The sequence below is a fragment of the Streptomyces sp. NPDC044571 genome, assembly GCF_040647115.1.
In the GTDB taxonomy this organism is placed as follows: Bacteria; Actinomycetota; Actinomycetes; order Streptomycetales; family Streptomycetaceae; genus Streptomyces.
Map to the genome: position 1 here is coordinate 1 of NZ_JBEZBN010000099.1, position 13,087 is coordinate 13,087.

Annotated in this window: 7 protein-coding genes; 2 read left to right on the plus strand and 5 right to left on the minus strand. The window is 72.3% G+C overall.

The features are described 5' to 3' along the window. Positions 1–127: 127 nt before the first annotated feature. From AB0B01_RS30025 to AB0B01_RS30040, 4 genes are read right to left on the minus strand one after another with little or no spacing between them, the layout of a single operon-like run. Complete coding sequence (locus AB0B01_RS30025) at positions 128–2,548, minus strand: SpoIIE family protein phosphatase (protein WP_361725874.1); 2,421 nt, start codon at positions 2,546–2,548, stop codon at positions 128–130. 6 nt (positions 2,549–2,554) lie between these two features. After that, positions 2,555–3,283, minus strand: a complete 729-nt coding sequence (locus AB0B01_RS30030; RefSeq protein WP_361725877.1) for a 4'-phosphopantetheinyl transferase superfamily protein — start codon at positions 3,281–3,283, stop codon at positions 2,555–2,557. A gap of 11 nt (positions 3,284–3,294) precedes the next feature. Beyond that, positions 3,295–8,070 (minus strand): aminotransferase class I/II-fold pyridoxal phosphate-dependent enzyme, encoded by a 4,776-nt coding sequence (locus AB0B01_RS30035; RefSeq protein ID WP_361725880.1) that lies wholly within the window; start codon positions 8,068–8,070, stop codon positions 3,295–3,297. After that, positions 8,067–10,415 (minus strand): MMPL family transporter, encoded by a 2,349-nt coding sequence (locus tag AB0B01_RS30040; protein WP_361725883.1) that lies wholly within the window; start codon positions 10,413–10,415, stop codon positions 8,067–8,069. The genes AB0B01_RS30035 and AB0B01_RS30040 overlap by 4 nt, the downstream gene beginning before the upstream one ends. Before the next feature lie 405 nt (positions 10,416–10,820). Here AB0B01_RS30040 and AB0B01_RS30045 point away from each other — a divergent pair, with 405 nt between their 5' ends. Continuing rightward, entirely contained in the window at positions 10,821–11,255 is a 435-nt protein-coding gene (locus tag AB0B01_RS30045; RefSeq protein WP_361725886.1) for a hypothetical protein, read from the plus strand. 96 nt (positions 11,256–11,351) lie between these two features. Here AB0B01_RS30045 and AB0B01_RS30050 read toward each other — a convergent pair whose 3' ends face one another. Further along, positions 11,352–12,089: a hypothetical protein gene (locus tag AB0B01_RS30050; protein WP_361725889.1), complete on the minus strand. Its 738-nt coding sequence runs from the start codon at positions 12,087–12,089 to the stop codon at positions 11,352–11,354. Positions 12,090–12,574: 485 nt separating this feature from the next. Between AB0B01_RS30050 and AB0B01_RS30055 the strand changes: the two genes are divergently transcribed. Continuing rightward, positions 12,575–13,006 carry a hypothetical protein gene (locus AB0B01_RS30055; protein ID WP_361725892.1) on the plus strand — a complete coding sequence of 144 codons (432 nt, stop codon included), beginning with the start codon at positions 12,575–12,577 and terminating at the stop codon, positions 13,004–13,006. Positions 13,007–13,087 lie beyond the last annotated feature (81 nt).

Sequence of the window (13,087 nt, forward strand, 5' to 3'; positions counted from 1 at the left end):
TCTGCTCACACCCTCGGAAGCAGGGGGACATTCACCGGAATGTCTGGTTTGTCCCTACTCAAAAGAGTGGCCTCGGGAGTTCATGACGCCGTCCGCGAACTGTCACAGGCGTGTCACACGGCACGTTTCAGAAGCCCACGAGGGACTGCTCGGCCCAGATGGTCTTGCCGACGGAGGCGTGCCGGGTGCCCCAGCGCTGGGCCAGCTGCGCGACCAGCAGCAGGCCCCGCCCGCCTTCGTCGAAGATCCGGGCACGCCGCATGTGCGGGGCGGTACTGCTCGCGTCGGAGACTTCGCAGATCAGGGTGCTGTCCTCGTGGATCAGCCGCAGCTGGACGGGCGGTTGGCCGTAGCGGATGGCATTCGTGACCAGTTCGCTCACCAGGAGCTCGGTGACGAACGAGGCCTCTTCGAGCCCCCAGACCGTCAGCTGCTCGGTGGCGTACCGGCGGGCGTCCGCGACGACGGACGGGTCGGAGGACAGGTCCCAGACGACGACCCGGTCGGCGTGGAGGGCCTGGGTCCGGGCGACGAGCAGGGCGACGTCGTCCTCGGGCGGGTGGGTCAGCATCGCCGTCAGCACGCGGTCGCACACCGTGTCCAGCGTGGTGGCGGGACGGCTGAGGGCCGCGAACATGCCGTCCAGGGCGTCGTCGATGTCGTGGTCGCGGATCTGGAGCAGGCCATCGGTGTACAGGGCGAGGATGCTGCCTTCGGGAAGCTCCACCTCGACGGTCTCGAAGGGCAGCCCTCCCAGGCCCAGCGGCGGACCGGCCGGGACGTCGAGGAGGTACACGGAGCCCTCCGGGGAGACCACGGCGGGCGGCGGGTGACCGGCCCGGCCGACCGTGCAGCGGCGGGTGACCGGGTCGTAGACCACGTACAGGCACGTGGTGCCGATGCCCCCGGCGGCCTCCCGGTCGGCCTCGTCGGCGGCCAGGTGGATGATGAGGTCGTCGAGGTGGGTCAGCAGCTCGTCGGGCGGCAGGTCGACGTCGGCCAGGGTGCGGACCGCGGTGCGCAGCCGACCCATGGTGGCGGCGGCGCGGATGCCGTGGCCGACGACATCGCCCACGACCAGGGCCACCCGCGCGCCGGACAGCGGGATCACGTCGAACCAGTCACCGCCCACCCCGGCCTCCGTACCGGCGGGCAGGTAGCGGGAGGCGATCTCCAGCGCCGTCTGAGGGGGCAGCGACTGCGGGAGCAGGCTCCGCTGCAGTGTCATGGTGGTGGTGTGCTCGCGGGTGAACCGGCGCGCATTCTGGATGCTGACGGCCGCTCGGGTCGTGAGCTCCTCGGCCTGCCACAGGTCCTCCGGGTGGAAGGGCTCCCGGCGCTGGTGGCGGCCGTACACGGCCAGGCCGAGCGTGACATCGCCGGTACGCAGCGGAACCATCATCAGCGAGTGGGTGCCGCTCTCGCTGACCCAGGTGGCCCCGGGGTCGTCGATCACCCATCGGGCGACGGGCGGGTCGGCCGTCCCGTACGCGGCGCCACGGCCCGCGGCCAGACACTCGACGGGAGGCGAGAGCGGCGGATAGACGACCGTCTCCCCGACCGCGACCCCCGACTCCGGGCTTCCCTCCAGGACCGACCGCGCCGCGGTACGGCGTACGGTGACCGGACCCACCACCGGGCCCGAGGACGTCTCGTCGCCGCGCGGGGGAGGGTCCATCAGGTCGATGCAAGCGAAGTCGGCGAGCCGGGGGACGGCGGCGTCGGCCAACTCCTGCGCGGTGCGGGCGATGTCCATGGTGGTGCCGATGCGGGCGCCGGTGACGTTCGACACGAGCAACTGCTGCCGTTCGACCTCGATCCCGGTCCTGTCGTGCGCGGCCAGGCACACGGCGCGCACCCGGCCGTCCGGGTCCCGCAGCGGGGCCAGCGAGGTCGACCAGCCGTGCTCGGTGCCCGCGCCCGTAGGGCGGACGAACGCATCCAGGTGCTGCGGCTCGCCGGTCTCCAGCACCACACGCATCCGGCGCTCGGTCTCGTCGCTCACCGGATCCGGCGCGATCTCCGGCAGGCGCAGCCCGCGCACCTCGGCCTCCGAGAGGGACAGCGTGCGCTCCATGCCGGCGTTCGCCCGCACCAGCCGCAGGTCCTCGTCGAAGACCGCCATGAAGCAGGGGGACTGGGCGAACGCCCACTCGTCCAGCGGTTCGTCCCGGGGCGCGGGGCGCCCACCCGCCACGGCCGACACCACGAACCATTTGGTGTTCCCACCGGTGGACGTCCAGCGGTGCGCGAGCAGGCCCAGTTCCAGCCGACGGCCGTCCCGGTGCTTGAGCGCCACCGTGCCGCTCCACCGCTCCTGACCGGGCGCGATCCGCCGCGCCGCATCGGTGGCGCCCTCGGCGAGCAGTTGGGCGGCGGACAGCCCCACGACCTCGGAGGGCAGGTAACCGAGCAGCCGACGGGCATCCTCGCTCCACTCGGTCACGATGCCCTGCTCGCTGATGGTGGCCGTGGCCGTGTACGCCGACCCTTGGGAGGCGTTCGGCTCCCCGGGCCGCTCACCAGGAGAGGTGGGAAGTTGCTCCATCGCCGCTCATCTCGCCCTCGCTAGTTGGGCCAGGGGTTCCTCTGACAAGCATGATCCGGCAACCCGAGGAGCACCAACGCAGTGCTGCCAGGGGAGTGGGGCGAGGACGAGGGCGAGGACCGCACCTCCGGCCTGCCACACCATGGCGCTGCGCCGACCGCTCAGCACGGGCGGTCGAAGGCCGAGGATCGCGATGCAGCGCGGGGCGGCCCCGAAGATGCCGCTCCGGTCGGCCTTGACCGCGGCCTCCTTCAGCGCCCAGGAGCCGACCAGGGCATCGGCCCGGTGCGCCCCGACGAGGGAGAGCTCCCCGGGGGAGAGGGCGTGGTCGGCGACGCGGCGTACCGCGGGGGCCGAGGCGGTCTCGCACAGGTCCACTCCGACCGGCACCCCTGCCAGCGCTGCCGCGACATGGCCGGCGGTGTGGCTGATGGAGACGTTCAGGTCCGGCACCGGACTGCCGCCGACGCCCACGTACGGGCTGCCGTCGTCCCGCGGGAGGATCTCCACGTCCTCCGCCGGCGCGGCGAGGACTTCGCCGACCAGGCGCTTGGCGAGGAGACGGCCGGCCATCCACTCGGCCTGCCGCCAGGCGGGCAGCGCGTGGACGACGCGCTGCTCGGCCGGGGAGAGGGGCGGTGTCTGCTGGAGGTCGGGGCGCCGGGCCACGGTGAGGACGGCTCCGCCCCATCGGTGGACGCGGCCGGGCGCGATCGACTGGAAGGTGGTGTGCATGGCGGCGGGGCTCACGCGGCGGTGGCCATGGTCAGGTGCCGCAGTTCCCGCTCCAGCACGGCCACGGTACGACGGATCTGGTCGGGCGTGTGGTCACCCGTGATGAAGAAGCGCAGCCGGGCCAGTTCCTCGGGTACGGCCGGATGGAGGATGGGGTTGACGCTGATGCCCTGCTGGAACAGCGCCTCCGCCAGCTGCAGGGTCTTCAGCGAGTCCCCGACGATGCACGGGACGATCGGCGTGTCGTGACTGTCCCCCGTGTTGATGCCCGCTTCCCGCGCGAGGCCGGCGAACAGCGCGGCGTTCTCCGAGAGACGTGCCACCCGCCGGGGCTCGGCACGCAGCAGTCGCAGGGCGGTCAGCGACGCGGCGGTGTCGGCCGGGGTCATGCCGGCGCTGTAGACGAAGCCCGGGACGGTGTAGTGCAGGTACTCGACGACCGAGCGGCTTCCGGCGACGTAGCCGCCACAGCTCGCCAGTGCCTTGGAGAGCGTGCCCGACCACAGGTCGACCGCTGGGCGGTCGATGCCGAAGTACTCGCCGATGCCGCGGCCCGTCGCGCCGATCGTTCCGATGCTGTGCGCCTCGTCGATCATCAGCAGTGCGCCGTGCCGGCGCTTGACCTCGACGAGGGCGGGCAGGTCGGCTATGTCGCCGTCCATGCTGTACACGCCCTCGATGACGACGAGCACCCGCCGGTACTGGTGGCGGACCTGCCCGAGGATGGCGTCCAGCGCGGCTGCGTCGTTGTGGGGGAACGGCCGCCGGGTAGCGCCGGAGAGCTTGCAGCCCTGCAGGATGCTGTCGTGGGCGAGGGAGTCGTGGATGACGAGGTCCCCGGGTCCGACGAGGTGCCCGATCACGGTGACGTTGGTGGCATGGCCGTTGGCCAGCGTGATCGCGTCCTCGCATTCGAGCAGGCCGGCGAGTTCCGTCTCCAGTTCCAGGTGGAGCGGACGGCTGCCGGACAGCAGCCGGCTGGCGGACACCGACGTACCGAAGCGGTCGACCGCCTCCTTGGCCGCCTCGTTCACCCGGGGGTGCGTCGCCATGCCCAGGTAGTTGTAGCTGGAGAACGAGAGCAGTTCCCGGCCCTCGATGACGGTCGTGTCCGTCATACCGCCTTCGTGGACGAGGAAGTACGGGTTCGGCAGCCCCACCCGGGCGAGCGCGGCGACGCGCTCGGCGTGGGCGGTGACCTCCGGGAAGCACTCGATCCGCGTGTACTCCTCGGGCAGCGGGGCGGGGGAGGGGTCTGAGGCCTCCGGCGCGGGCCGGTCCGCGTGCGGGGCGGTGGACTCGGGCCGGTCCGCGTGCGGGGCGGTGGACGGGGGGACCAGGGTCAGCGCCGCGGGCGCCGGCGAGGACGGCGCTTCCTCGGCGTGGTCGGTGCGCTGCCCGGGGACCGCGGCCGGTGCGGCGTCCGTGGAGCCGCTCGCGATCAGGGCGGCGATCTTTGCGACGGTCGGCCGGTCGGCAGCCCTGTCGTCGAACGTCCAGTGGGGCCACTCCCGCTTGAGGGAGGTGAAGAGGTCGGTCAGCATCAGCGAGTCGAAACCGAGATCGTCGATCAGCAGCTGGTCCCCCCGCAGATGACCCACCGGGAACGCGCTGATCCGGGCGACCTGCGCGAGTACCGTGCCGGTGACCTCGTCGAGGCCCGCGGCCGACGAAGGCTCCTCGTCGGCCGGTGCGCGGGAAGCGGGCGACTCGGCCGGGGCCGCCGGGGCTGCGGGAGCAGCGGGGGCCACCGGGGCGGCAGGCGCTACCGGGACGGGGGTGGCCGAGGAGGCGGGTACCGGGGTGGATCCTTCCGTCGACGGGGCGTTGATCCGGGCGGCGGGGTTCTGCGCAGGGAGCGCTTCGGTGAGGCGGCCGAGCAGCGTCACCTGCTGCCGGACCAGCTGGAGCAGTTCGTTCATCGGGTCGTTCATCGGGATCTCCCGGAGCGGTGCGGGCTGGGTGGGGAGGGGGGCGGTGGATCCGTTCTTCTTCGCGGGGCGCTTGGTCGGCACCCAGTAGGACTGGGTGGCGAGCTTCGCCACCGGCAGGTCCAGCAGACGGCGGTCTTCCCGGGCGACCAGGGCGCGCGGGTCGACGGGTACGCCCAGGACCGCGAGCCGGGCGAGGGCCCGGACGAAGCCGACTCCTCCGTCCGGCTCCACCCCTGTGGCGGGGACGACGAGCACGTCGTCGTGGCCGCTGAGGTTGCGGCGGACCGAGGTGAGGAGCGAGTTGCCGCCGGTCATCTGGAGGAAGACCCGGGCCCCTTGGTCGTAGGCGGTGCGGACGGCATCGCCGAAGTGGACCGGCGCGGACGCGTGGCGGGCCCACAGCTCGCGCAGTCGGTCGGCGTCGGTGCAGACCGCAGCGTCGACGGACGACACGAACGGCAGCGCGGGGCTGCTGATGCGGCGGTCGGCGAGGTCCGCGCGCACGGCCTGTTCGGCCGAGGCCAGCAGCGGCGAGTGGAACGCGTTGGACACCTCCAGTGCCACCGTGACCACACCGGCCGCGGCACAGGCCTCCTGCAGGGCCGCGAGTCCCCGCGGCGTGCCGCTGACCACGATCTGCCGCGGCTGGTTGAAGCAGGCGAGCCACACGTCGTCGATGCCGTCGACGAGCCGGCGGCACGTCTCTTCGTCGCTCTGCACGGCGAGCATCCCGCCGCCGGCGCCGGTCTCGGCCTGCCGGAGGGCCGCGCCCCGGTGCACCAGCAGCCGGACGGTGTCCTCGTCGGTGAGGGCGCCGGCCGCCGCGGCCGCGGCGAACTCGCCGAGGCTGTGGCCGAGGGTGAGGGCGGGGGTGATGCCGCAGTCGGCGAGCAGACGGGTGGCGGCCATCTGGACGGTACCGAGCAGCGGCTGGCACACGTCGGTGGCGGCGAGCCGTTGTCTGAGCTCCTCTGCGTCGCCACGCGGGGTCGCGGCCTCCCCGTACAGCAGATCGGTGAGGTCGGGGCCGGCGTCCTGCCGGGCCACCGCGCTGAGCGCGTCGAAGGTTGCCCGGAAGCCGGTGAACCGCTCGTAGAGGTCGCGCATCATGCCCGGCCGCTGACTGCCCTGGCCGGGGAACAGGAAGGCGACGCGGCGCTCCGAGGGGGGCAGGGGAGCGGCGGCGGCGAAGGCGCCGTCACCGAGGTCACCCGACGCGCCGTCGGCGAGCTGCCGACGGGCCTGGCGCAGCCGCTGTACGAATTCGTCCGTGTCGGCAGCCACGATCGCGAGCCGGGCCGTCAGCGGCACCCGCGAGCCCAGGGTGTGGGCCACTGCCGTGATCGGCGGGCGGGGTGCGCGGTCCACCGCGTCGAGTACCTCGCCGATGTGCCGGTCCAGCAGTTCGGGATTGCCGGCGGAGAGCAGGACGAGCTGGGGCCCCGTGCCCTCGGCACGTACCGGCAGCCGGTCGGGGGCCGCGGCGGGCTGCTCCTCCAGGATCACGTGGACGTTGGTGCCGCCGAAGCCGAACGAGCTGACGGCGGCGCGCCGAGGGGTGCCCGCGCTCGGCCAGGGCCGCGCGGCGTCGGCGAAGCGCAGGCCCGCGGCGGAGATGCCCAGGTCCGGGTGGGGGGTCGTCTGCGGCTGCGGCACGATCGTGCGGTGGTGGACGACCAGGGCGGTCTTGATCAGTCCTGCGATGCCCGCCGCGGCCAGGGAGTGCCCGATGAGGGCCTTGCCCGAGGCGAGGTAGCACAGACCGGGGTCGTCGTCGGTGTACTCGGTGCGCAGCCGGCGCAGCGCCTCCACCTCGGCACGGTCGCCGACGGCGGTGCCGGTGCCGTGGGCCTCCAGGAAGCCCACGCAAGAGGGGGCGACCCCGGCGTCCTCATAGGCCCGGTGCATGGCGCGCAGCTGGCCTTCGGGGGTGGGAGCCAGCGGTCCGGGGGACGCGCCGTCGTTGGCCGAGCCGATGCCCTTGATCACCGCGTAGACGCGGTCGCCGTCGGCGAGGGCGTCGGACAGCGGCCGCAGGACGACGGCACCGGCGCCTTCACCGAGGACGAAGCCGTCGGCCCCCTCGTCGAACGGCCGGCACACGCCGGCGGTGGACAGCGCGCGGATCCTGGAGAAGCCCACCAGGGCGTCGGGCGTGAGGTTGAGGTACACGCCGCCCACGACGGCGGTCCGGCAGGACCCCTGGCGCAGCTGGGCCATCGCCTGGTCGAGGGCGACCAGCGAGCCGGAGCAGGCGGCGTCCACGGCGAAGCTGGGACCGCCGAGGTCGAACTGCCGGCTGACGGTACCCGCCGCCATGTTGAGCAGGCTCCCGGGCAGCGTGAAGGCGGGGAGGGTGCTCAGCTGGACCGTCTGCTCCTTGAGGGCGTCCAGGCCGTCGCCCTGGTCCGCTTCCTGCGCCTGGTCGGCCATGGCGATGGCCCGGAGGGGGGCCGTCAGGAGGTCCTTGTAGTCGGACACCGACACTCCGAAGAAGACCCCGGTGTTCTCCCGGTCGAAGTCGCCGCGGCCGAGCCCCGCGTCGTCGAGTGCCTCGCGGGTGACGTCGAGCATCAGCCGGTGCTGCGGGTCCATGGCCTGGGCGCGGGACGGCGGCACCCCGTAGTGCAGGGCGTCGAAGCGGTCCACGTCCTCCAGGAAGGCGACCTGGTCCGTGTACGCCGCATGGGGGCCGGAGCGGGGGCCGGGTTCGTGGAAGACCCCGTGGTTCCAGCGCTCGGCCGGGACGGCGGAGAACCGCCGTTCCCCGCTCATCAGGAGCTTCCAGTAGCCGTGGACGTCGGGGGCGCCGGGAAAGCGGCAGCCGAGTCCGGTGATGGCGATGTCGGTCATGAGAGGTCTTCCTTGTCGTGGTGCCCGGGCCGGACGGCGGCCGGGATGGCGGGGAGGATGGGGGCGCCCTGGTGGTCAGCGGCGCGGGGGGACGGGGGACGGGCGGCGGGGACCGGGGGGCCCGGCGGGTCCCCCCGGACGGCATCCGGCGGTGGCGGCCCGGGCGGTCGGGCCGCCGGGCGCGGCGCCTTGCGCCGCAGCGGCCGTGGGGCCCACCAGTTCAGGCCGCCCGCGAGGCGCATCAGCGCCGGTACGAGGACGCCCCGGACGAGCGTGGCGTCAAGGAGGACGCCGAGGCCCGCGCCGACCCCGAAGAACTGCAGGAGGGAGACCTGGGAGGTGCCGAAGCTCAACAGGGTGAAGGCGAGCAGGGCGCCGGCCGTGGTGACGATGCCGCCCGTGCGGGCGAGGCCCGTGACGATCGAGCCGGCGTTGCCCTCTCCGGCCTCGTACGCCTCCTTGATGCGGGCGAGGACGAACACCTCGTAGTCCACCGAGAGCCCGAAGACGATGCAGAACAACAGGACCGGCATGGTCGTGCTGAGAGGTCCGGGAGTGAAGTGGAGCAGGTGGTGCAGATGACCCATCTGGAAGATCCACACCATGGCTCCGAGGACGGCCGAGAGGCCCAGGGCGTTCAGCGCGATGGCCTTCAGCGGCAGCAGCAGGCTGCGCGTGAAGCCGAGCAGCAGGACGAACGTGGTGAGCGTGATCAGGGAGAGCGCCAGCGGGATCCGGTCCGCCACCGTGTTCTTGGCGTCGACCAGTACCGCGCTCTGACCACCGACGAGAGCGTCGGTGCCCGCCGGGGCGGGAGTCGTGCGGATGTCGTGCACGAGCTGCTGGGCGGCCCGCGAGGCGGGGTCGACGAGCGGCACCACGGAGAGCTGGGCCGGGCCGGCGCCGACGGGCCCGGCCTTGGGGCCGGCGGCGCCGGAGACCACGGCCTTCCCGCCGTGCCGGAAGCTGCCCTCGGCCCCCACGACCTGGGCGACCTGCGGGAGCGCGGACAGCCGGTGGGCGTAGTCCTGCTGCGCCGCCGGGGACGCCTTGCCCTTGAGGACGACCGTGAGCGCGCTGGAACCCTTCATGTCGAACGCGTCGCGCACCAGGTCCCCGGTCTGACGGCTGGACGCGCTCACCGGCAGCGCCCGGTCGTCGGGGGTGGCGAAACCGGCACGTGCGAACGGCGCGGCGAGTACCAGCAGCAGGCCGATCACCGGCAGCGCCGCGAGCAGCGGGCGGCGTACGACGATCCGCGCCAGCTTCGCCCAGAACCGGGAGTCCGAGCCGCTGTGGACCCGGCGCCGCCACGGCACGGGCCAGGCGTTGACCCGCTTTCCGAGCAGCGTGAGCAGGGCCGGCAGTACAGTCAGGGCGCTCACCGCCGCGATCGCCACCACGGCGATGCCCGCATAGGCGAACGAGCGCAGGAAGTACGGCGGGAACACCAGCAGCGTCGCGAGCGCGGCGGAGACCGTCGCGGCACTGAAGACGATGGTGTGGCCCGCGGTGCGCACGGTCTGCACGGCGGCCTCGCGCGGAGCGAGTCCGTTGGCGAGCTCCTCACGGAACCGCGAGACGATCAGCAGTCCGTAGTCGATGCCCAGCCCCAGGCCGAGCGCGGTGGTGAGGTTCAGGGCGAACACCGACACATCGGTGACGCTGCCGAGCACGCTCAGGACCAGCAGCGTCCCGGCGATGGCCAGAATCCCGATCAGGAGGGGCAGGGCAGCAGCCACCACACTGCCGAACACCAGGACCAGCAGGACCAGGGTTCCCGGCAGGACGACGGCCTCGGCCCGCTTCAGGTCGGACTCCGAGATGTCCTGGAGCTCGGCGTCGATCAGCGCGGGCCCTCCCACGTGCACGGTCAGCGCCGTGCCGGTGGCGGCCGGGGTCGCCAGCTCCCTGCTCAGCTCCTTGACGCGCGCTCCGAGCTGCTCCCCCTCGCCGTCCACGTGTGCGACCAGCATGGCCGCGCGGCCGTCCCGGCTCCGCAGCTCCGCCGCGTCGCCGGTCCAGTACGAGGTCACGGCGCTCACGTGCGGCTCCGCGGCGAGGCGCCGGGTCAGGCTTTTGCCCGCGTCCCGGGGTGCCGGACCGTCGACGGAACCGCTGCGGGCCTTCGCGACGACGACCAGGTTGGGGGAGGCGCCGAGGCGCTCGGCCGCCACATGGGCGGCGCGGCTGGACTCGGATCGCGGATCGTCGTACCCCTGCGACTTCAGTCGGCCGGTTGCTTCCGCACCGAACACGGCGGACAGCAGGAGGAAGACGAGCGCGGCGAAGAGGACGAGTCGGGGGCGACCAGTGATACATCGTCCCCATGCACGACGGGACATTCAGGACTCCGGGAGGGATGGCGTTTCGCTCCTGCTCATACGCAGGACGGACGACATCCACCGTCCCCGGAGGAGGGATGCGGCCGTAGTCCCGGCTACTCGTTACTTGACAGCAGCCGATGGGGCAGCCCGAGCCCCGGGCACCCGCCCGGACCGTCCACGGGCCCGGGTAGGCCGCCGCCGGGCCGGAAGAGGGCGGTTCGGGGAACGCGCACGCGCTTCTATCAAGATCGGTTTTCGGCGTCAAGCCACGTATTCGAGGGGCGTGACGCACGTCCTGCCGCAGGGTTTATTTGAAGTACGCCCTCACCGGGAACCGCCGGAGAGAACGAGGCGCAACAGAAAGCCCCGGCCCTTTCTCCGGGACAGCATCCAGACCCTTTTTGCATCGAATGGAGAATTCCCATGTTCCAGCGTTTCTCGACCCGTCGTATCGTCCTGGCCGGAGCTTCCGTGGCACTGCTGGGCGGCGGTATCGCACTGCCGGCCACGGCGATGGCCGCCCCGGTCGCCGCCCCGCAGCAGGCCGTTTCCCTGCTCCCCGCGGACAGCGCCGACGGCATCGGTACCGGCGGCGACTCCAACGCCGAGAACACCACGGTCGGCGGCGAGGCCACCGGCGGCAACGCCAACTCCGGTGTCACCGAATGCAAGGGCGCATGCGACATCAAGACCGGCGCCGCCACCGGCGGCAACGCCAGCGCCGACGCCCTCAACCAGGGCGACGCCACCTCCACGGGCGGCGACGGCACGGGCACCGGCGGCATCGTGAGCAAGACCGAGGCCCAGGTCATCAAGGACCAGGTCAAGGCGAACCTGAAGGCCAAGCTCGGCAAGTGACGGCAGAACCACCCCCCTACGGCAGACGCCGGAGAGGCCCACAGCCTCTCCGGCGTCGTTGCCGTGCTCTACGGTCCCGCCTTCAGGCGGCGGAGCCTAGGAGCCCGCGGCTGCGGCGTCCCCGCTCACGGCGGTTGCGTTACCGGTGTTGACGGCATCGGCGCTGGCGTCACCGCTCGTCGCGGCGCCCGTGGTGATCGTGCACCTGCCGATGCAGGTACCGACACCGGAGTTGGCGGCGCCGCTGGTGGCGGTACCGCCGGTCGTGGTGTTCGTGGCAGTGGCATCGCCGCTGACAGCGCTGGCGCCACCGCCGGTGTCACTGTCGCCCCGCGCGCCGCGTCCGATCGACCTCACCGTTTCGGAGCTGCCCGTGCTCAGCACGTCGGCGCTCCAGGCGGTGTTGACGCTGTCGTAGCAGACACCGCTGCACGCGTTGTAGGCGCCGACACCCACGGCGGTGTTGGTGCTGGTGCCGCAGAGGCCCGTGCACTGGCTGAACGCGCCGGACCCCACCGTGGTGGTGGTGCTGCCGCCGCACAGGCCCTCGCACAGGCCGGAGGCGCCGTCGCCCACGGCGGTGTTGGTGCTGTCCTTGCAAAGGCCTCTGCACGCGCCGGAGGAGCCGTTGCCCGCGGCGGTGTTGGTGCTGCCCGTGCAGAAGCCTTCGCACACGCCGGGGGCACTGCTGACTGCGGCGCTGTAGATGCTGCTGTAGCCGTGCTGCGCGGTAGCCGGTGCGGCCATCGCGGTCGTCGGCAGCGCCACGCCACCGGCCAGTGCCACGGAAGCCGCGGCCAGCAGGATACGACGGGTCCAGGAACGCTCGTTCATCGGAATTCTCCGGGATTCTTGTGTGAAGTCTCCGCCTGCGGCCAAGCGGGCGGACGCTGAGCAGCCGGGCGAATGCGTCCGGGGGTGTGCAGACGCACGGGACGCTCTGGGGCTCATTCGGGGGTGACGTTATCGCGCTGATCATGTCGCAAGGAGGATCTGGCACAGTGCGGCGTGTTCTGCGCCCTTGCAGGTCTTCTTCTTGAGGTTCTTTCAGGACCGCGGACGGGCCGCAGCCCGTACGGCCGAAGGGTGCGTCGGGCCCACGCGGCGCGGCTCATGCCGGCACGGCGGCCGCTTTTACCAAGATCGGATTTCGGCGTCAAGACGCGTATTCGAGGGGCATGACGCACGTGCTCCAGCACGGTTTATTTGAAGTACGCCCTCACCGGGGATCTCCCGGAGAACGTGAGGCCGAAAAAGCCGTCCAGACCCTTTCAGGGACGGCATGCAGACACCCTTTTCATACCGAATGGAGAATTCCCATGTTCCAGCGTTTCTCGACCCGTCGTATCGTCCTGGCCGGAGCTTCCGTGGCGCTGCTGGGCGGCGGCATCGCACTGCCGGCGACCGCCATGGCCGCACCGGTCGCCGCCCCGCAGCACGTCATCACCCTCGCCCCCGCGGACAGCGCCGACGGCATCGGTACCGGCGGCGACTCCAACGCCGAGAACACGACGGTCGGCGGTAAGGCCACGGGCGGCAGCGCCAACTCCGGTGTCTCCAACTGTGAGGGCGGATGTGACATCACCACCGGCGCCGCCACGGGCGGCAAGGCCAGCGCCGACGCCCTCAACCAGGGCGACGCCACCTCCGTGGGCGGCGACGGCACGGGCAACGGCGGCATCGTGAACAACGTCAAGGAGGTGATCAAGGACCAGCTCCTGAAGAACCTGAAGGCGAAGCTCGCCAACTGAGGAATTCAGCCGCAGCTCCCGGGGCATCCCCGGGGAGTCGCCCCCGCGCACGGCAGACGCCGGAGAGGCCGCAGCCTCTCC